Origin of the sequence: Streptomyces sp. NEAU-YJ-81 (assembly GCF_017592595.1) — a bacterium.
GTDB lineage: Bacteria > Actinomycetota > Actinomycetes > Streptomycetales > Streptomycetaceae > Streptomyces > Streptomyces hygroscopicus_B.
The window spans coordinates 1-18,825 of sequence record NZ_JAGFNO010000035.1 but is presented as its reverse complement, the minus strand read 5'-3'; the positions used below and the strand labels follow the sequence as shown (position 1 = coordinate 18,825).

The 18,825-nt window shown below is 68.7% G+C and carries 19 protein-coding genes and 1 tRNA gene; 13 read left to right on the top strand and 7 right to left on the bottom strand.

Annotated elements, in window-relative coordinates:
* Positions 1 to 31 precede the first annotated feature (31 nt).
* A complete protein-coding gene (locus tag J5X86_RS42725) occupies positions 32 to 466 on the bottom strand; it encodes a type II toxin-antitoxin system VapC family toxin (RefSeq protein WP_208522011.1) in 435 nt (144 codons plus the stop codon).
* Complete coding sequence (locus J5X86_RS42720) at positions 463 to 684, bottom strand: hypothetical protein (protein ID WP_208522010.1); 222 nt, start codon at positions 682 to 684, stop codon at positions 463 to 465. The genes J5X86_RS42725 and J5X86_RS42720 overlap by 4 nt, the downstream gene beginning before the upstream one ends.
* Before the next feature lie 848 nt (positions 685 to 1,532).
* On the opposite strand from J5X86_RS42720, the gene J5X86_RS42715 reads away from it, so the two are divergent.
* The 6 genes from J5X86_RS42715 to J5X86_RS42690 all read left to right on the top strand — a co-directional run bounded on the left by J5X86_RS42715 (position 1,533) and on the right by J5X86_RS42690 (position 5,761).
* Positions 1,533 to 2,630: an integrase core domain-containing protein gene (locus J5X86_RS42715; RefSeq protein ID WP_208522009.1), complete on the top strand. Its 1,098-nt coding sequence runs from the start codon at positions 1,533 to 1,535 to the stop codon at positions 2,628 to 2,630.
* Positions 2,631 to 2,925: 295 nt separating this feature from the next.
* On the top strand, positions 2,926 to 3,525 hold the full coding sequence (locus J5X86_RS42710) for a sigma-70 family RNA polymerase sigma factor (protein WP_208522055.1): 600 nt from the start codon (positions 2,926 to 2,928) through the stop codon (positions 3,523 to 3,525).
* Positions 3,522 to 4,196, top strand: coding sequence for a hypothetical protein (locus J5X86_RS42705; protein ID WP_208522008.1), 675 nt, complete (start codon positions 3,522 to 3,524; stop codon positions 4,194 to 4,196). Before J5X86_RS42710 ends, J5X86_RS42705 begins: the two co-directional genes overlap by 4 nt.
* Positions 4,197 to 4,293: 97 nt before the next feature.
* Positions 4,294 to 4,476, top strand: a complete 183-nt coding sequence (locus J5X86_RS42700) for a hypothetical protein (RefSeq protein ID WP_208522007.1) — start codon at positions 4,294 to 4,296, stop codon at positions 4,474 to 4,476.
* A gap of 151 nt (positions 4,477 to 4,627) precedes the next feature.
* Entirely contained in the window at positions 4,628 to 5,023 is a 396-nt protein-coding gene (locus J5X86_RS42695) for a peptidase inhibitor family I36 protein (protein WP_208522006.1), read from the top strand.
* Positions 5,024 to 5,206: 183 nt separating this feature from the next.
* Complete coding sequence (locus J5X86_RS42690; RefSeq protein ID WP_208522005.1) at positions 5,207 to 5,761, top strand: DUF1524 domain-containing protein; 555 nt, start codon at positions 5,207 to 5,209, stop codon at positions 5,759 to 5,761.
* Between the two features lie 71 nt (positions 5,762 to 5,832).
* Here J5X86_RS42690 and J5X86_RS42685 read toward each other — a convergent pair whose 3' ends face one another.
* From J5X86_RS42685 to J5X86_RS42675, 3 genes are all read right to left on the bottom strand, one after another.
* Complete coding sequence (locus tag J5X86_RS42685) at positions 5,833 to 6,723, bottom strand: recombinase family protein (RefSeq protein WP_308124883.1); 891 nt, start codon at positions 6,721 to 6,723, stop codon at positions 5,833 to 5,835.
* A 204-nt stretch (positions 6,724 to 6,927) separates the two neighbouring features.
* Positions 6,928 to 7,800, bottom strand: a complete 873-nt coding sequence (locus tag J5X86_RS42680; protein WP_208522004.1) for a trans-aconitate 2-methyltransferase — start codon at positions 7,798 to 7,800, stop codon at positions 6,928 to 6,930.
* 128 nt (positions 7,801 to 7,928) lie between these two features.
* Complete coding sequence (locus tag J5X86_RS42675) at positions 7,929 to 8,516, bottom strand: helix-turn-helix domain-containing protein (protein WP_374229395.1); 588 nt, start codon at positions 8,514 to 8,516, stop codon at positions 7,929 to 7,931.
* A 96-nt stretch (positions 8,517 to 8,612) separates the two neighbouring features.
* Here J5X86_RS42675 and J5X86_RS42670 point away from each other — a divergent pair, with 96 nt between their 5' ends.
* The 4 genes from J5X86_RS42670 to J5X86_RS42655 all read left to right on the top strand — a co-directional run bounded on the left by J5X86_RS42670 (position 8,613) and on the right by J5X86_RS42655 (position 14,748).
* A complete protein-coding gene (locus tag J5X86_RS42670; protein WP_208522002.1) occupies positions 8,613 to 9,635 on the top strand; it encodes an NAD(P)/FAD-dependent oxidoreductase in 1,023 nt (340 codons plus the stop codon).
* Between the two features lie 109 nt (positions 9,636 to 9,744).
* Positions 9,745 to 11,337 carry an MFS transporter gene (locus J5X86_RS42665; protein WP_208522001.1) on the top strand — a complete coding sequence of 531 codons (1,593 nt, stop codon included), beginning with the start codon at positions 9,745 to 9,747 and terminating at the stop codon, positions 11,335 to 11,337.
* A 107-nt stretch (positions 11,338 to 11,444) separates the two neighbouring features.
* Positions 11,445 to 11,639 (top strand): hypothetical protein, encoded by a 195-nt coding sequence (locus J5X86_RS42660; protein ID WP_208522000.1) that lies wholly within the window; start codon positions 11,445 to 11,447, stop codon positions 11,637 to 11,639.
* 94 nt (positions 11,640 to 11,733) lie between these two features.
* The gene (locus tag J5X86_RS42655; protein ID WP_208521999.1) at positions 11,734 to 14,748 is read left to right on the top strand and encodes a Tn3 family transposase; all 3,015 of its coding nucleotides are present in this window, start codon (positions 11,734 to 11,736) and stop codon (positions 14,746 to 14,748) included.
* Here J5X86_RS42655 and J5X86_RS42650 read toward each other — a convergent pair.
* Positions 14,745 to 15,029: a hypothetical protein gene (locus tag J5X86_RS42650; protein WP_208521998.1), complete on the bottom strand. Its 285-nt coding sequence runs from the start codon at positions 15,027 to 15,029 to the stop codon at positions 14,745 to 14,747. The genes J5X86_RS42655 and J5X86_RS42650 overlap by 4 nt on opposite strands.
* Before the next feature lie 1,217 nt (positions 15,030 to 16,246).
* On the opposite strand from J5X86_RS42650, the gene J5X86_RS42645 reads away from it, so the two are divergent.
* Positions 16,247 to 17,344 carry a winged helix DNA-binding domain-containing protein gene (locus J5X86_RS42645; protein WP_208521997.1) on the top strand — a complete coding sequence of 366 codons (1,098 nt, stop codon included), beginning with the start codon at positions 16,247 to 16,249 and terminating at the stop codon, positions 17,342 to 17,344.
* Between the two features lie 127 nt (positions 17,345 to 17,471).
* Positions 17,472 to 17,548: transfer RNA gene (locus J5X86_RS42640), tRNA-Met, on the top strand.
* A gap of 201 nt (positions 17,549 to 17,749) precedes the next feature.
* Here J5X86_RS42640 and J5X86_RS52195 read toward each other — a convergent pair.
* The gene (locus tag J5X86_RS52195) at positions 17,750 to 18,544 is read right to left on the bottom strand and encodes a transposase (protein WP_208521996.1); all 795 of its coding nucleotides are present in this window, start codon (positions 18,542 to 18,544) and stop codon (positions 17,750 to 17,752) included.
* Between the two features lie 52 nt (positions 18,545 to 18,596).
* Here J5X86_RS52195 and J5X86_RS42630 point away from each other — a divergent pair.
* Positions 18,597 to 18,825 (top strand): hypothetical protein (locus J5X86_RS42630; RefSeq protein WP_208521995.1); only part of this gene is annotated, 229 nt, incomplete at its 3' end.

The following is an 18,825-nucleotide window of genomic DNA, read 5'->3' as shown; positions in this document are numbered from 1 at the left end:
GCCCTCACGTAACCCGCACTGTTAAAGATCTCTAGAGGATCTCGAAGTGCCCGAATCGTGCGGAGGCGACGGCGTGGAAATGGCGGGCGTCGAGGGTCGCGATCTTGGGAGTGTCCAGGCGCTCCGCCGCGGCCATGACGGAGGCGTCGGTGATACCGAGCGGGAAGTCGTGATAGCGGCCGACGAGCTCGGCGATCCGGGGCCAGTCCCGCTCTTCGACAGGTTCGACCCGAAAGGCACCTGCGGTGATGTCTTCGATGAGGGCGAGCTCGGCCTCGGCAGCCTTCTTGGCGCCGACCGCGCGCTTGACCCGGGTGTTGATGAAATAGGAGACCTCTGCCAGGACGAGCTGGGGGATCACGAGCTCGCCGTCGAAGCTCTCCAGTAGGTCGACGCAGCGGGCGTGGTCAGGGTCGTTTGCGGAGAGGTAGGCGAAGACGGGGCCCGCGTCGACGATCAGCTTCACGCGTCGTCCGCTTCGCCGCGCATGTAGGCCTTGAGGTCGCGGGCGTGGGGTGCGCTGCTGTCGGCGTGCAGCACGCCCTTGCCGCGGAGGGCGCGGACGGGGCGCGAGACGACGAGTTTGGTGAGTTCCTTGGTGACCAGCTCGTCCACGGTGATGCCCTGGGCCGCGGCCAGCTGGCGCAGGCGGGCCTCAAGGTCTTCGGGCACCTGAATCGACATATGGCCAGGGTATCGCGGGGCACGCTTCGGTAGGTGTTTACAGGGGGCGCATCGGTGCGAGGCTGCCGCAAGCGGTCAGAAGAGCTTGGTACGGCTGTGTACGACCCCGAACAGAACCGCTACCGTCCGCAACGGACCGTCGCGGAGAGTTGTCGCACGCTGGGGGTCAAGGGGTCGCAGGTTCAAATCCTGTCGTCCCGACCAGCATCATCGCAGGTCGGAGGCCGTTTCCGCGGGTAGCGGAGGCGGCCTTAACCATGTCCGGGCTGGGAGTAAGTGGGAGCCCTCTGGGAGCCCTCGTGCTCCCAACTCGCAGACGTGTCAACGGTGCCCGATTCGTCCGTCACCCGATCCGGTAGACCTACCGCGCCGTACCGAGTCCCTGCGCGCCGTCGTCAACCGCAGGCCCCCGGGGTCACCCGATCGATTCGGATGCTCTCTGCATCGAGAGGCATAAGGACCCCTTGTCGGCTCTCGACCACCTTTCGCGGTGGGAGCACGGTGTCGTGCTCCCCATGCGACAGGGGGAGGGCGGACTGCTGCTGATCTCTCCGGGCCGGTTTTCGCAGGCAGCTCGCACGTGGGGTTCCTGGCTGCCAGGGTGCGCCCCGCGTCAAGGCAGGGCAAAGCCCCTTGTCGTCCGCCGGCAGATGGGGCACTCCCAGGGCGCGAGCGCCGTATCCGGCTCTGTGGCGCCGTAGCGAGACAGATCGCAGAGGTGCGCTTGCCGAAAATATCATCCGCCCTGGTGGGATGCGGTGCGCACGGTGTACCGGAGGTCGATCGGCGTAGTCGCCCGATCGGGCGCTCTCGCGAGGCCGGCGCTCGCGGCGGCAAGATGATCGACTGTGCTGCTGCGACTGGCCTACATGGGCGTGGCGAATGCGTTCGCCATGCTGCGCCTGCTACCGATGGGCGATCGAGACAAGACTGTTGAGATACTCGCCTTGCGGCACCAGATCATGGTGCTGGAGCGCCAACTCGGCAAGAATCGGGTGCGGTTCACCCCGAGCGACCGGGCATTTCTGGCGGCGCTGCTGCACCGGCTCCCCATGGACGTGCTCCGCGGAGTGCGGCTGCTGGTGCGTCCGGACACGGTGCTGCGCTGGCACCGCGACCTTCTCGCCCGCCGCCATGCTGCCGCCTCCCGGCCCAGGCGCTCGGGACGGCCTCGGACCGTGCACTCGGTGCGGGCCCTGGTGTTGCGCCTGGCGCGGGAGAACCCCGGCTGGGGGTATCGGCGCCTGCACGGTGAACTGCTCGTCCTGGGCGTGAAGGTGGCCGCTTCCACCGTCTGGGAGATCTTGCAGGAGGCCAACATCGATCCGGCGCCCGAGCGGTCCTCCAGCACGTGGGCGGACTTTCTGCGCTCCCAGGCCGAGGCCCTGCTGGCCTGTGACTTCTTCGAAACGGTCACGCTGTCCGGGGCTCGGATGTACGTGCTGGCCGTCATCGAGCACGCGAGCCGACGGATCCGGGTGCTGGGTGCCACCGCGCACCCCAATTCAGCGTGGGTGGCGCAGGCTGCGAAGAACCTTGTCATGGATCTTGAGGACGTGGGCTGCCGGGCGCGTTACATGATCAGGGACCGGGACGGGAAGTTCCCCGACCTGTTCGATGCCGTCCTGGCGGATGCGGGGATCAAGGTCGTCCTCAGCGGCGTTCAGATGCCGAGAATGAACTCGCTCATGGAACGGTGGGTACAGACCTGCAGACGGGAACTCCTGGACCGCACCCTGATCTGGAACCACCGGCACCTGCTCCACGCCCTACGAGAGTTCGAGCAGTTCTACAACGGACACCGACCACACCAGGGCATCGCCAACGCCCGCCCACTGCACCCATTACCTGCGCCGATCGACAATCCGGACACATTAGCCCGCCTCGACATACGACGACGTGATCGCCTCGGCGGCCTCCTCCACGAATACCAGCATGCCGCATGACCTGCGCGGATGAAGTTATCGGCAAGCGCAGCGTCTGCGCTTGCGCTGGTCAGGGCTTTGATCAAGTGTCATGTATTTTCACATAAAACTACTTACCGTGCTTGCTGGAGATCACTGAGTAGTTTTTCTCGGGTTGCGGATGCGTGGTTCGGCCGGGAAATCGCTTAGGTGGAACACGAGGCCCAAGAAGCCTTCGACGTACACCTGTTGTGCGCCGTGTCCACCCCACCTCGACGAAGAGGAACCGTGCGATGGATGTCCCCGCGATGCGTGACGCTGCCGGGAGGCCGATGTGATCGGTGACAGCACTTCCGAAAGCGCCGCGTCTCCGGACGCAGGAGCGCCTCAGCCGGTGCGCGTTCCGCTGCAGCTCCCGCTGGACTTCGAGGCCTTCTACCTCGGGCACCAGGAGCTCTTCCATGACTACGCCGAGACCCAGCTCGGCGGCCGCCGAGCGGCGGAGGAAGCGATCCACAAGGCGTTCCTGGAGATCCTTGCGAGCTGGGATCAGCTGCTGCAGGAGGGCAACCTGGAGCAGCGCGCCTGGGCGGTCGTACGCCGGATCGTGGGGCGGAGGCTGGAGACCGAGGGACGGCCGCCGGCATTCGTCATCAACGGCCCGATCGAACAGGCCCTGCGTGCCGCCCGGGACAAGCTGAGGGTCATGCAGAGCGGCACCGGCCTGTACGAGGCGATAGCCGAGCTGCCGCCCCGCCAGTTCGACGTGGTGGTCCTGCGCTACATCCTGGAATACCCCACCTCCCGGATCGCCTGGTTCATGGGCCTGAGCGACCGCACCGTGGACTACCACTGCCGCAAAGCCAAGGAACGTCTGCGAGTGCAGCTGGGACTCCCCGCCAAATCCCAGGAAGCCAAGGAAGGAAACGGACAGTGACCGCTCTCGATGCCCTCCTGGCCGATGCCGCCATCCCCACGTCTTCCCGGTCTTTCGACGTCGCAGCCGGTCTTCGCCGGCTCGCCGCCGATGCCGCTCTCACCTCCCCGAACCCGGACCTGGCCCGGGCCGCCCAGGCCCAGCAACGCCTGAGCGTGGTCTCGCGCTGGGTCCTCAACGAGCCGGGGGCGGCCAGCCACGTCGACCGCCTGGCCGAGGATCCCGCCCAGGCCGGGGAAGAGCCGGATCCCGTAGCGGCCGCGGAGCAGCTGGACATCGACGGCGCCCTGGTCTTCGGCTGCCTGCTGTATCTGACCGGACACCCCGAAAGTGCCGAGTTCTGGTGGAAGCTGGCCGCGGGCGCCGGCCACCGCGCCGCCGCCTACTGCCTCCACCTGCGCCACTACGAGCTCGGCGAGGACCGCGAGGCCCAGCACTGGTTCCACCAGCTCATCCAGTCCATGGACGATGGCGCGGATGACGGCTTCTTCGAAGCGCTCGAGGTCGTCGCGAAATACGTGGGCGCGAACGGCTCCACGGCCAGCGCGCCGACCGGCTGTCTGGAAGCCGAGGTCGAACGGCTGGCATCCCGCGCGCCAGGCTGCGGCATCGTCCACCGCCCCGACCGACGCCTGGCCGACCGGCTCCACCACTTCGCCAGCCGCCGCTGACACCGAAACAGCAAAGGAGCCCGACTCCGATCTCCGGTTCCAAGGCCACGGATCGGACGGGCTCCCAGCACGATGTCTCCAGAGAGGAACATCTGCCATGCAGCATAATCCCGCCTCGGCCGAGGCGCGCAAGAAGCCGGTCAATCCGGCGATCCGCCTTGCCCGCTGGGCCCTGAGCCGCCGTCGCACCGCCACCCGTCTCGTGCTGCAAGGAGCCTGCTACGGCACCGGCACCGCCGCGGTCAGCATCATCGCCGTCTGGCTCCAGCACCTCCTGTGAGCCCGTCCTGGAAGCAGGCCCCCAGGGGCTGGAATGATGCAGAAACGTAAGCGTGCACCGCTGGTGCACCTTCAGTGGCCATATTTCCTCGATCGTGTGGTTTCGTCTCCCGGCGTCCCCGCGAGCAGCGTTGCGGCCGTCCAATGGGGGCATGAACCATCTCTCCCGCGGCCTGGTGGCCGCTGCGCTGACCGTGCCCCTCCTGACCGCCGCGGCTCCCGCTGCCGCGCCGGCGGCCGCCAGATCGGCGGCGATCGACTGCCCCGATGGCTACGTGTGCATCTACCCCGAGACCGGCTTCGGCGGGCAGCCGTGGGTGAAGCGGGCCGTCGACGGCAGCGTGAAGGACCTGCCCTCCGCCATCCGCGATCGCGGCAGCTCGGTGCGGAACAACTCCGGCCGCACGGCACGCGTCTACGAGAAGCGGAATTTCTCCGGTCGGTGGGTGTGCGTCACCAAGAGCGGCGGCTCGATCCACGACCTGCGCGGCTACAACCTCAACGACCAGACCCGATCCCTGCGTATCAACCGCAACGACTGCGGCTGACACAAGTCCTCCAGTCCGCGTGGTGCCTCCCGCGCGGGAAACCCGGCTCGCCGAGGACCAACTAAGTCCCGTATCCCGAGCGCCTTGAGGACAGATGGAGTCCAGGTGCCGCACATCCACTTTGGGGTGACAGCCACCGGAAACTGAGCGTTCGGCCTGGAGGGGCACGTCGCGGTGACGGTCATGATGATTCGTCGCTGGGCCGCTGCGGCAGCCGCCATCCTGGCAACCGTCGGCTTCATCGGTTCCGCTCCGTTGAGCTGGGCTGCACCGAACACTCCGTCTTCCGCCACCGTTCCCGTATCGGTATCCGAACTCCCGGAACCCCCGACTGCTGAGGAGGCCCGGGCGGAACTGGACGAGCTGACCGTCGCGCCCGAGGACGATGTCCCCGGATACAGCCGGGCGAAGTTCCCCCACTGGGCCACCCAGTACGGCACCTGCGACACCCGGGAAGTCGTGCTCGCCCGGGACGGCGAAGGCGTCACCCAGGACGGGCAGTGCCGGGCGTCGGCCGGCAGTTGGCGCTCGGCGTACGACGGCGTGGTGCTCGACGCGGCGTCCAAGATCGATATCGACCATGTCGTGCCGTTGAAAGAGGCGTGGCGGTCCGGCGCCTCACAGTGGACGACCGCGGACCGCCGGGCGTTCGCCAACGATCTCGCCCACTCGCAGCTCATCGCCGTCTCGGCCCGCTCCAACCGGACCAAGAGCGACAGGGGCCCGGGGGCCGAGTAGGAACGGAACAGAAAACCGGTGTAGCCGTCAAATCTTTTGACGGGCCGTGATGTGGGCGTCCGTCTCTGCGCTCACGAGCGCACCTCCGCCGCCTGCTCGGCTTCGGCGAACGCGCGGTAGAGCGAGGCGACGGAGGGGTGCTTGTCCTTGTTCTTGCCGGTCTTGATGGTGAGCTTGCCCGCGATCTCGGGGACGGGGACCCCCTTGTCCTTAAGCGCGAGGGCGAAGGTGAGCATGTCGTCGTCGATGACTTTGGGGCGTCCGCCGTGGTTGCCCTTCTTCGCGGCGCTGACCTGTCCTTCGAGGGTCTTCTCCCGGATGTAGTTGCGCTCAATCTGCCCGGCGACGGCCAGGACGGCGAAGAACATGGCGCCCATGCCATTGGGGTCGTAGATGCCGGCGAGCGGGCCGGTGAGGAGTTCGAGCTGGATGTCGTCGGCCTGGAGCTCGGCGGACAGCGTCATCAACTCGGCCGCGTTCCGCGCGAGGCGCTTGAGCTCGTGGACGGTGAAGATGACCGGGGTGTCGGGGGCGGCTTCCTTGAACTGGCGGGCCAGCTTGAGCGCGGCCTGAAGCTCGGGCCGGACCTTGATCCGGGTGCTGATCTGCTCCTGGTAGATCTTGTGGCAGTCCGCTTCTCGGAGGGCTTCGAGCTGGCTCGCCAGCTCCTGGCGGGCTGTTGACGTCCTGGCGTACCCGATGCGGATGGGCTTCGCGGTGCGCTGCGCGGGCACCGCGGCGGGGGCCGGTCCCTGCTTCCAGGGGCGGCCGGGTGAGCGGTCTGCGGGGATGAGGACTTCGAGTTCCTCGCGCAGCGCGGCGATGAGGACGAAGCGCGGCGTGTGGTACTTCGTCGCGGTCTTCCCGCCGCGCGTTCGGCACGCGCTCCCGGCGGGCGCCTCGCACTTGGGGCAGTCGTTGCGTTCTACCGCGTCTGCGGCTTGATCGGGCGTCAGATCCACGCGATGAGTGTCGCAGAAGGTGTCTCGCAGAACGCCCGAGTTCTGAGAGGACTTCTGCAAATCGCGACCTGCGGAAACGGATCACGTTCCGGGGCTCTCGCAGAACTCGCACAGATGGTCATTTGCGAGAATGCCCTTGTGCCACGCGGACGTGACGGCCTGGTTCCGCGTGACCGCGCCGGGCGTGGCACCCCGTGTTAGGGGTCAGGCGCGGCGGGTGGCCCAGACGGTGCGTTCGGTGCGTACCGTCAGGTCGTCGCGGCGCAGGATGCTGTGCGGGCTGGTGGTGTCGAGGAGCCGGTCGAGCGCGGAGAGGTCCTCGGGGGAGAGCCTGTCGGCGATGACGCTGCGGATGCGCTGCAGGACGCCGAGGGCGTAGCGGCCGATCGCTTCGCTGCGGTCGCCCTCGATGTCCACGGCGATGGTGCGTTCGTCCTCGACGGTGAAGCCGGCGGCGGTCAGCATCGGGCCCCAGTCGGCGCCGCGGTGGGGCATGTGTTCGGCTTGGCGGCGGTCGGCTGCGGCGTGGACGCGCTCTTCCAGGCCGGGCCGGTCCTTGGGGGCATTCTCGGGCAGGAAGCGGGGGTGGCCGGCCAGTTCGACGACGGCGAACAGGCCGTTGGGCGCGAGCGCGTCGTGGACGGTGCGCAGCGCGCGCTCGGGGTGGGTCATGTGGTGCATCGATGCCGATGCCCAGATCAGGTCGGGCGAGCCGAGGTCGGGCCAGGCGTCGTCGTCGAGGTCGGCCTGCACGGTGCGCACGCGTTCCTCGACGCCGCGGGTGCACGCCTTGGTGCGCAGGCGCTGAAGGTGTTCGGCGGACGTGTCGACGGCGGTGACGTGCGCGTCGGGGAAGCGGTCGAGGAGGGCGAAGGTGCCCGCGCCCGTGCCGCAGCCGAGGTCCACGATGTGGCCGGGGGCGGTCTTCAGTGGCAGCGACGCGGTGATGGAGGCGGTGTGCTCGGCGAGGACCTCGGCGTCCAGGTCGAGGATCTCCGCCTGGCCGCTGGTGTCCTGCTCGTGGTGGTGGCCGTGCGAAACGCCGTGGTGGGGGGTGTGCGTGTGTGCTTGGTTCATGCTCTTCACCGTAGGTCGACTATGCGCCAGAGGCGTACTGTCTCCCTGTTTGCGCAAGACGATGGCCGTAGGTGCTGCGTAACACGCAAAAGGGCGCCGCTGCGGAGGCCGTCGTGCGGCTCGCGCCGTCATTCGGGAGGGCCTTGAGCGTCGCCGTCGTCGCGCTGGTGGCCGCGGCGGGCGTCGCGGTCGAAGAGACCCAGGATCTCGCAGGGTCCACCCCCGGCGCCGATCGCGTGCGGCATCATCGTGGGGAACTCGGCGGCCTGGTTGGTCTCGATGCGGAAGCGGCGCTGGCCGAGCATGAGGATCGCGGTGCCGGACAGTACGACGAGCCACTCGCGCCCCGGGTGGGCGCGCATGCGGGCGGGGTTGTCGGGCGGGGGGTCGGTCAGGCGCTGGCGCACCACGCTCATGCCGGGGTCGGCCTTCAGGGTCCAGCGCATCCGGCCGTGGGTGCTGTCGATCGTCGGACTGGTGACGACGTCGTCGGTGGCCGTCTCCACGAGCTGGTCCAGCGTGGTGTCCAGGGCGCGGGCGAGGGTGACCAGCTGGTCCAGTGCGAGGCGGCGCTGGCCGTTCTCGATGCGGCTCAGTGAGGACTGGCTGAGGTGGGCGCGGGTGGCCAGTTCTTCCAGTGACAGGCCCTGCGCCACCCGCAGCGCGCGGATTCGTTTGCGTACGAGGCCGTCCAGCTCTCCACTTTCTTGCGTCATGGGCAACATTATATGCCCTAGATGCAATGCGGGGTTAGCGTCTGTGTAGATGGTCCGCAGTGTCTGGGACCACGCATGACGAAAGAGCAGGAGGACATGGCTGTGACGACTTCTCCGTACGCGAGCGACGCACTGCCCGGTGGAACCGTCGACGCAGTGGTGATCGGCGGGGGCGCCGCAGGGCTGAACGGTGCTTTGACTCTGGCCCGCTCCCGCCGGTCGGTCGTCGTGATCGACAACGGCTCCCCGCGCAACGCGCCGGCTGCGGCCATGCACGGTTTCATCGTGCTGGACGGCACCGAGCCGCGCGAGATCCTCCGGCGGGGCCGGGAGCAGGTCCGCCAGTACGGCGGACACATCGTCTTTGGCACGGTGGCCTCTGCCGCCTCTGCCGCCTCTGCCGCCCCGTCGGCCGACGGAGACTTGCGTTTCACCCTCACCCTGGCTGACGGCCACAGCATCACCGCGCGCCGCCTCCTGGTGGCCACGGGTCTGCGGGACGTGCTGCCCGAGGTCCCCGGCCTCGCCGAACACTGGGGAGACAGTGTGGTGCACTGCCCGTACTGCCACGGCTGGGAGGTCCGCGACCAGCCCATCGGCGTCCTCGCCACCGGCCCGGCCTCCGTCCACCACGCACTCCTGTTCCGCCAACTGACCGAGGACCTGACCTACTTCACCCACGGCACTGCCCTGGATGAGGACACCCGCGCCCGCTTCGCCGCCCGCAACATCCCCATCGTCGACACCCCGGTGCAGGAGGTCGTCAACCACGAGGACGGCACCCTCGCCGGGCTGCGCCTGACCGGCGGCCAGGTTGTGGGCCGCCGCGTCCTCGCGGTCGCCACACAGATGCAGGCCCGCACCGAGGGCCTGGACGCGCTGAAGCTGCCCATGGAGGACTTGCCAGACCACATGGGCCGCCGCTTCGCCTCCGGCATGGCCGGCACCACCGAGGTGCCGGGCGTGTGGGTGGCAGGCAACGCCACCGACCTTGCCGCCCAGGTCGGCGCCTCTGCCGCGGCCGGCGCCCTGGCCGGCTCCCACATCAACGCCGTGCTGGTCACCGCGGACACCGACGCCGCGCTCGCCGCCGCGCGGGGCGAGACACCCGCCCCCTGACAACGCCTCCCGGGGGCCCGGCCGACCAGCCCGGCCCAACCCGCCCCGTTCACCCACCGGCCGGCCCTGCCCGGCGTCAGCTCGGCATGCCTATTTTGTGAGGAAATCCATGAGCACACCCCAGCCCCCACAAGCCGCGCCAGCCAGTGGCGAAGGCAGCCCAGACGCGCGTCAGCTGCGGACGGTCCTGATCACCGTCTCCCTCGCGCTGATGTCGGTCATCGCCTCGGTGTCCGGGCTGAACGTCGCGCAGACCCACATGGCAGTGGAGTTCGGCGCCTCGCAGAACACGGTCCTGTGGATCATCAACATCTACACCCTCGCCCTGGCCGCCCTGCTGCTGCCGCTCGGCGCCATCGGCGACCGCCTGGGGCGCAAGCCCATGCTCCTCGCCGGACTGGGCTTCTTCGGCGTCGCCACCGTCGTCTCGGCCCTGGCCCCGACGGCGGAGGTGATGATTGCCGCACGCGTCGCCAGCGGTATCGGCGCCGCGATGATCATGCCGATCACCCTGGCCGTCATCACCTCTACCTTCCCCGAGGAACAGCGCGGCAAGGCGATCGGCGTATGGACCGGCGTCGCCGGCGGCGGCGGCATCCTGGGCATGTTCCTCTCCGCCCTCCTCGTCGACGTCGCCTCCTGGCGTTGGCTGTTCGCTCTGCCGGTGGCCCTGATCCTCGCGGCCCTGGCCATGACGGCGAAGTCGGTTCCCAACTCCCGCGAGACCTCGGCCCACCGCTTCGACACCGCCGGGGCGCTGCTCTCCACCCTCGCCGCGACCGGCCTCATCTTCGTCCTGCAGGAAGGCCCCGAACGCGGCTGGACCGCCCCCGTCACTCTGATCAGCCTCGCCGTCGGTCTCCTCGCGGCCATCGGCTTCGTGGCCTGGGAGCTGCACCGCCGCGACAGCGCACTGCTGGACGTGCGGCTGTTCCGCGAGCGCGGCCTGAGCGGCGGCTCGATCACACTGCTGGTGGTCTTCGGTGTCCAGGCGGGCATCGGCGTGGTCCTCTTCCCGTTCTTCCAGGCCGTGCTCGGCTGGTCCGGGCTGCTGTCCACGGCCGCCATGATGCCCATGGCCGTCATGATGATGGCCGCCTCCGGCCTGGCCCCCAAGCTCGCCGCGGGCATAGGTTCCCGCTCCACTATGGCCGCGGGCATCGCGCTGGCCGGACTCGGTCTCGTACTGATGGCCCTGCTCGTCTCCGCCAAGGGCGGCTACCTGTCCATCCTGCCCGGACTGCTCGCCATGGGACTGGGCATGGGTCTGTCGATGACCCCGTCCACCACCGCCATCACCGCGTCCCTGCCGCGCGCCAAGCAGGGCGTGGCCTCCGCCCTGAACGACGTCACCCGCGAGTTCGGTACCGCACTCGGCGTCGCTCTGCTCGGCGCGCTGCTGGCCAACGGCTACCGCAGCGCCATCGACAACCGGCTGCACGGCATCCCGCAGGGAACCGCGGACACCGCCCGCGACGGCGTTGCCAACGCTGTCGAAGCAGCCAGCAACGCCGGCCCGCACGCCCAGGACCTGCTCCACGCAGCCCAGCAGTCCTTCGTCGACGGCTGGCAGCAGTCCATGTGGGCAGGCGCCGCCGTCATGGGCGCCCTGCTCGTCTACATCGTCTTCCGCGGCCCCAAGAACACAACACCTGCGGTCACCGCCGAGGCAGAAACCGCCGAGACCCTCGCCGCCCGCTGACCGCACACGAGCCAGACGCACACCAGACACACCGCTCCGTGAACATCGCGTTCGCCGGCGCACGATCAGCCGACGGATCCCGGTCCGGCTGATCGTGCGCCGATTTCGTGACACGGACCAAAGTCCGTGAAGGCCGCGCCAAGGCCCTGCTCACCGTGACCGTCTCGATGATCTCGCCCGTCGGCGCCGAGTACGAGGCTGTGCTCGCCGACGTGAGTGCCGCCCGTGGACAGCTCACCTGCACCGGCTGGAGCCCACCGCCGCCACGTAAAGCCGCCCCGCCCGCCTATCACATGGGGTGATGCTCTGCGCTGGAATCGGGGATCACCTCACGCACTGTCAGCCCGCCTGGCACCGTCGCGCGCGAATCACGCCGACGGATCAAGGAGCGGTCCGGTGCCCACCAACTTTCTGAGCGACGAACAGCGCAAACGCTTCGGTCACTTCACCGAAGATCCGGACGAGGGACAGCTCGCCGGGTCCTTCTTGCTGGATCAGACCGCACGGCGCCGGGCAATGGCCGCCCGGAGCGCGCGGAACCGGATCGGCTGGGCCCTCCAGCTCGGCACCCTCCGCTATCTGGGCACCTTCCTGGAGAACCCCGAGGACGTGCCCGCGGTCGTGGTCGGCTATGTCGCCGAGCAGCTCGGCCTGGACCCCGGCGAGCTCGCCGGGTACGGCACAAGTGAGGCCCGCTGGGACCACCAGGAGCAGATGCGCACCGAGTACGAGTACACGAAGTTCGAGTTCGACCAGTGGTTCGCGCTCGCCCGCTGGATGTACCAGCGGGCCTGGGTCGGCAACGAACGTCCCACCCTGCTGTTCGACCTCGCGACCAAGCGCCTGGTGGACAAGAAGGTGGTGCTGCCCGGGGTGACCGTGCTGGAACGCCTGGTCTCCGGCACCCGCGAGCGTGCCGAGAAACGCCTGTGGGCCATCCTCGCCGCCGCCCCGACCACGGAGCAGGCCGAACGTCTGCAGCAACTGGTCGTCGTCCCCGCCGGCAAGCGCCTGTCCGAGCTGGACCGCCTGCGCCGCTCACCGCGCGACATCTCCGCGAACGGGGTGGGCAAGGCCCTGGAGCGCTACGAATCCCTGCGCGCCTTCGGCGGCCACGCGTGGAACCTGGACGCGATACCGCCGGGACGACTCCAGGCACTGGTGCGGTTCGCCAAGGCCGCCCGCGCCCAGGCCGTCTCCGACCTCGCCGGCGACCGGCGCCTGGCCACCCTGGTCGCCTTCGCCGCGGTCATGCCGCAGCTCGCCGCCGACGAGGCGATCGAGGTCTTCGACTTGGTGATGGGCGACATCATCCGCAGCTCCGCCACCAAGATGACCAAGCAGAGACTGCGGACGCTCAAAGACCTCGACGCCGCCGCGATCGAGCTATGCAAAGCCTGGCTCGCCATCTGCACCACGGCCGCCGACCCCGACGGCGACGTACGCGCAATGCTCGACGCGATGGACGTCGGCCCCGTCCACGCGGCGGCCGACACCGTCAAGGTCCTCGCCCAGCAGCCCGACGACGGCGCCGAGCAGATGCTCGCCGCCCGCTACAACACCATCGCCCGCTTCCTGCCCGGCCTGCTCAAGACGTTCACCTTCGAGGCCAGCCCGGCGGGCGAACCGGTGCTGGACGCGATCGGCTTCGTGAAGTCGCTCAAGGGCCGGCGCCGCCCCATCCAGGCGTGGGAAGTCCCCGCCAGAATGCTCACCTCCGCCTGGCGGCGCCTGGTCTTCCCGCCCCCGCCGATGCCCGTGGGCAGCGTCGAGAAGCGCGCCCTGGTCGTCGCCTCCGCCGAGGCCCTGCGCACGGCCCTGCACCGACACGAGGTGTTCGTGCCGGGCCTGCGCAAGTGGGGCGACCCCAACGCCCGCCTGTTGCAAGACGCCGCGTGGGAGGCGGCCCGCACCCGGGTCTGCGAGGAACTCGACCTCGACCCCAAGCCCGACAAGATCCTGGGTGCCTGGACCGACCGGCTCGACAAGGCCCACCGGGAGTTCGCCGACGGCCTGGCGGCCAACCCCAACGTCCGCATCGAGCAGCAGGGCGGCCGCGACCGCATCATCCTCACCGGCCTGGACCGCCTGGACGAGCCCGCCTCCCTGATCGACCTGAACAAGGAGATCGAGGCGCGCATGCCCGCCGTCGACCTTCCCGAGATCGTGCTGGAGGTCGACTCCTGGGTGCCCTACCTGTCCGACTTCACCCACGTCTCCGAGGCCAACTCGCGCATGGACGACCTTCCCCTGTCCGTGGCCGCGGTCCTCACCTCGGAGGCCACCAACGTCGGCATCGAGCCGATCGTCCACGACGGCGTCGATGCCCTCAACCGCGACCGCCTGTTCTGGGTCGAGCAGAACTACATCCGCGCACAGACCCTGTCGACGGCCAACGCCCGCCTGGTCGACTACCACATGCGCCTGCCGCTGGTGCAGGCGTGGGGCGGCGGCGAGCTGGCCTCCGCCGACGGCCTGCGCTTCGTCACCCCGATCCGCACCCTCAACTCCGGCCCGAACCCCAAGTACTTCGGCACCCGCCGACGCGGTGTGACGTTCTACAACTTCCTCTCGGACCAGTTCAGCGGCCTGCACGGCATCCTGATCCCCGGCACCCAGCGCGACTCCTTCTACATCCTCGACGGCCTCCTGGAGCAGGAGACGGCCCTGCGCCCGGTCGAGATCACCTCGGACACGCACGGCGCCAGTGAGATCGTCTTCGGGCTCTTCCGCCTCATGGGCTACCAGTTCTCCCCGCGCCTGGCCGACGTCGGCAGCGCCACCCTCTACCGCGCCGATCCGGACGCCGACTACGGCCCGCTCAACCCGGTCACCCGAGACAAGATCAACCTCAAGCACATCACCGCCCACTGGGATCAGATGCTCCGCCTGGCCGGGTCCCTGCACTCCGGCACGATCAAAGCCTCCGAGGCCCTGCGCGTCCTCGCGCCCGGCGGCAAGCCCACCCCCACGGGCAAGGCCGTCATGGAACTCGGCCGCCTGGACCGCAGCGCGTATCTGTCCTCGTACTTCACCGACGAACTCCTGCGCCGCAGGGTCAACACCCAGCTCAACCGGCAGGAATCGCGTCACGAACTCGCTCGGAAGATCTTCCACGGACAGAAGGGCGAACTCAGGCAGTCCTACCGCGAAGGCCAGGAGGACCAGCTCGGGGCACTGGGGCTGATGCTCAACATCGTTGTCCTGTGGAACACGGTGTACTTCCAGAAGATCATTGGCGAGATGCGCGCCGAGGGCATCCACGTCCGCGACGAGGACATCGCCCGCCTCTCACCGCTGAAGTTCGCGCACATCAACTTCCACGGCCGCTACAGCTTCGCCCTGCCCGTCGAGATCCAGGGCGGACAGCTCCGCTCCACCGCCAAGCCCGAGAAGACCACCACGGTCTAGCACGGCTCCCCGGCCGGCTCGCCCCTGCCCGCGGCCTGGGCGAGCCGGTAGCGGACCTTCTCGTGCGAGAGGCCCACCTGGTCGCCGATCTGCCTCAGCCCCCAGCCCTCCGCCTTCGCCGCGGCCATGCCTTCGTCCAAGGCCGCGTCCGTCACCTCGTTCAGCGCGGCTCGCAGCTCGACGAGCAGCCGTAGCCGGATCGCCGGGGCCAGTTCCTCCAGACCGGCGCAGAACCGCGCCACGTCCGCCTTCAGGAAGCCGATCGTCGGGTCGTCACTCATGGGCGCACCCTGGCAGCCCAACTCACGGCCCGTCAAAAGATTTGACGGCTGCACCGGTTTTCTGTTCCGTTCCTACTCGGACCCCGGACCCCTCTGACTGGCAACCGGACCTCGCGAGCTACCACTGCACTGACGCGCGGGCCTGGATCTCGGTGAAGCACGGATACGACCTCACCACGGACCAGGAGGAGCATGCCGCGTTGACCGGCATGCTCGACACCTGCGCCTGATTCCCCTGGCCGACCGGCCGGTGTCCGCCCGCGCTGCCCAGCCGGGCGTACACCGGGTTGGGAGCCCATTGCGCCTCTCGCATCGGCGGCGGGGGCGGGCGCTTCGGCGGTATGTGACGGAGGACGAGGCGTGATCACCAGTCGTTGTCCTGTCTCAACGCAGTCTTATCGGCCAGTCCTGATCACGCGCAAGCCATCAAACGGTCGCTGCCATGGGTAGAAGCAGGCGCGTAGCAACCCGGCGCTGAGCGACTGGTGTGGCCCGGCGGCAACAGCAAACTTCGGAAGCCGGTACTCCCCTCAATCGGATGATCTCCCGGCCCAAGTCATGATCTTGGGCTCATCGCCGCCCTATCGTCCGAGTTCCGCTATCGAACCGAAACGGATAAGGAGAATCGTGCTCATTCGAAAGACTCTGCGAACTGGACTTGCCGTAGCCAGCAGCCTGCTTGCCGCTGCCGCCTTCGGACTGACAACGGCCTCGACGGCCGCAGCTTCGTCTACCCAGGTCGTAGCAGGGAACTGGGCCAACGGAGGTGAGCTCTCCAGAGCGACCTGCCCGGACGGGACCCACCTCATCGGTGGAGGCTACGAATGGAACCCCACATACACCAACGGCGGGTCTCCCGCAGACACGGTGGACGCCAACGCCCCGTCTGCCAGCAACCAGAAGTCGTGGGTGGCAAAAAGCCACACGACCGGGTACGGCGGTCAGATCCGGGCCTACGCGCTCTGCGAATCGGATTCGTGATCTGCCTGAAGAAGAGCTCGACCCGAACGAGTGGGCCCCTCCCCGGGAGGGGCCCACTCGCCTCTTGCACAGAGGCAATGAAGCCCGGCGATCTCAAAGATCACCGCAGGTAGCGCCAATCGACGAAGCTGGTCAATCTTCAGTGAGCTCGGCCAACCGGTGAGACGGAACAGCCGTTGCGGGGCCACTCCATCGTGCGGACGGAACCTGTCCGCAAGGGTCGGTAGCGTTCCCTCATGCCGAACATCGTGCTCGACCGCCGCACACTCAACCGGGCTCTGCTGGACCGCCAGCTGTTGCTGGAACGCTCCGAGATGTCCGCTCTGGATGCGATCGAGCACCTGGTGGGCATGCAGTCGCAGGCGCCGGACGCGCCATACGTCGGACTCTGGACCCGGCTGAAGCGCTTCTCGTTCGCCGAACTGGCGGGACTGATGACCGAACGCCGCGCGGTGCGGATCGTGCTGATGCGTGGAACGGTGCATCTGGTGAGCGCGTCGGACGCCCTGGCGCTGCGGCCGCTGGTGCAGCCGATGCTCGACCGCCAGTTCCGTAGCAGCACCTGGGCGCCCGGAATGCGGAGCGTGGACCGGGAGGAGCTGATAGCTGCCGGGCGGATGCTGGTGAGGGAACGGGCACGGAACCCGGCGGAGCTGCGGGCAGCACTGGGCGAACGGTGGCCGGAGGCGGATCCCGGCTCACTGGTGAACGCACTGCGCAACTGGATACCCCTCGTGCAGCTGCCGCCGCGCGGGGTATGGGGCAAGGGCGGGCAGCCGGTGTACGCGACCGTGGAGGAGTGGCTGGGGCGGGCGGTCCAAAGCCGCGACCCGGAGACCGTCGTCAGGCGGTATCTCGGCGCCTTCGGCCCGGCGGGCGTCGCCGACCTGCAGAAGTGGTCCGGGCTGACGGGGCTGCGCCAGGTCGTGGCCGGGCTGGGACTGCGGACGTACCGGGATGATCAGGGACGGGTGCTGTACGACCTGCCGGACGCGGGCCTGCCCGACCCGGATACCCCGGTGCCCGCGCGTTTCGTCGCCGGCTTCGACAACCTGGTGCTGTCGCACGCCGACCGGTCCCGGATTCTCGGGGAGGTGGCTCCGGGCCGGGTGATGACGGCCAACGGGATCGTTCGCGGCACGGTCCTGGTCGACGGATTCGTCGGCGGTACGTGGAAGTTCGAGCGGCGGCGAGGTGAGGCGGCGGTCCTGGTCGAGCCGTTCGGGCGGCTCGGGATCGCTGACCGGGAGGCGCTGGAGGCGGAGGGCTCCCGGCTATTGGCGGCTACCGATCCGCAGGCGTCGGCCCATGCCGTCCGCTTCGCGGGTAGCTGAGTTCGGCCCTTGACTCGACTGCATCCGTCAGGCTGCCGGAGCCAGAGAAGGCGCTCCCGCACCGAACACCAGGGGCGTGGAGTACGTCGAACCCCTTCGCCCGCGCCGTGTAGGGTAGGCGGACCGACGCGGGGTGGAGCAGCTCGGTAGCTCGCTGGGCTCATAACCCAGAGGTCGCAGGTTCAAATCCTGTCCCCGCTACCAACGCACCGGCCCCCTCGACGCCATGTCGAGGGGGCCGGTGCGCGTCCGGGCGCTGCCCTACGGAGCCGCCCCGATGGCGGCCCGGCGCGGGGCCGGCGCCCGGTGAGCGCGATATCGTGGATCGCCTGATGTCTGCTCGTTTCCATGATCTGGCAGTGATGAGAACCTCTGAAAATGGCTCTGTCCGCAGTTCCGTGAAGGTCATGGCTGGGTGAGGATGCGGGTCCGGAGGAGCTCGAATGAGGCTCGGCCATACATGGCCCGCTTGAGTGTTTTCACCCGATTTACGTGTCCCTCGACGGCTCCAGAACTCCAGGGGAGGGTGAGGCCGGCGGTGACAGCGTCGAGGTCCCGGCGGAGGAAGCCGGCGAATCCGCTCATCGGCTTGGGAGCGTCCTGCTCGGCCTGGCGGATCCACTGCTGGAGCAGGTGTCCGCGCTGGTGACGCACCAGGTCGGCGAAGGCGCGGGCGAGGTCGCAGGCCCGGGTGATGTCGGGGCAGGCGAGCCGGACCTGAAGCAGCCGCTCCTCCTGGCTCTCGGTGAGCGTGTCGCGCGGCCGCATGATCCACGAGGTGATCTTCCGCGGGCTGGGGATGTCGGCCCGGACGGGTTCGGCGGTGCCCGCGCGCAGGGCGGCGAGGTGTTTGCGGACGACTTGGCGGCTGCCGAGGTAGCCGCGTTCGCGGATCTCCAGGAAGAGGCGGGTGCCGCCGACCTGGCCCTGTGCCTCGGTGAAGCGGGCGTTGAGGTATGCCTTGAACGGTTCCAGGACGCCGTTGGGCCGTCGGTCGCGGGCGGAGACCAGCAGCTGGTCGAGGTCGGTGTCGCGGAAGCGGCGCACGGTCTTGCGGTCGAGGTCCAGCCGGCGGGCGATGGCGCTGATCGTCCAGCCCTTTTCCAGCAGCCGGTGGATGTCCTCGTAGCGGTGGCGGGTCCGTTCGATGATCTGGGTGCGGGGCAGCTCGGCGGGCGGTAACTGCATCGGCTCCGGCACTTGCGTCTGCGTCGCTGTCTTCCTCTTCGCTGTGTTTGCGCAGGCAGTTGCGATGCTGGTGGCAGGTCTTCTCCACCGCGGCGGACAGGTTCTGGAGCAGGTGCCAGCGATCAGCAACTTCCAGGGCATCCGGGGCGGCCTCCTTGACCTGAAGGACTCTGTTGGTCGATGTGATGGTTCACCTGAAATGACCTTCGGGTGCGGTGGACACTGCTCGTTGTCGGGTCTGTTTCCTGGGGGCGAGGGGGAGATCATGTCGATGCGTCCGTTGCCTGCGCCTG

Excerpts from the sequence above, each read along its gene's own strand:
- J5X86_RS42680 (WP_208522004.1), bottom strand. The coding sequence starts at position 7,800 with ATGAACCAAGCACACACGCACACCCCCCACCACGGCGTTTCGCACGGC.
- J5X86_RS42690 (WP_208522005.1), top strand. The coding sequence starts at position 5,207 with ATGATGATTCGTCGCTGGGCCGCTGCGGCAGCCGCCATCCTGGCAACC.
- J5X86_RS42675 (WP_374229395.1), bottom strand. The coding sequence starts at position 8,516 with ATGACGCAAGAAAGTGGAGAGCTGGACGGCCTCGTACGCAAACGAATC.
- J5X86_RS42650 (WP_208521998.1), bottom strand. The coding sequence starts at position 15,029 with ATGAGTGACGACCCGACGATCGGCTTCCTGAAGGCGGACGTGGCGCGG.
- J5X86_RS42645 (WP_208521997.1), top strand. The coding sequence starts at position 16,247 with ATGCCGAACATCGTGCTCGACCGCCGCACACTCAACCGGGCTCTGCTG.
- J5X86_RS42670 (WP_208522002.1), top strand. The coding sequence starts at position 8,613 with ATGGCTGTGACGACTTCTCCGTACGCGAGCGACGCACTGCCCGGTGGA.
- J5X86_RS42700 (WP_208522007.1), top strand. The coding sequence starts at position 4,294 with ATGCAGCATAATCCCGCCTCGGCCGAGGCGCGCAAGAAGCCGGTCAAT.
- J5X86_RS42695 (WP_208522006.1), top strand. The coding sequence starts at position 4,628 with ATGAACCATCTCTCCCGCGGCCTGGTGGCCGCTGCGCTGACCGTGCCC.
- J5X86_RS42720 (WP_208522010.1), bottom strand. The coding sequence starts at position 684 with ATGTCGATTCAGGTGCCCGAAGACCTTGAGGCCCGCCTGCGCCAGCTG.
- J5X86_RS42665 (WP_208522001.1), top strand. The coding sequence starts at position 9,745 with ATGAGCACACCCCAGCCCCCACAAGCCGCGCCAGCCAGTGGCGAAGGC.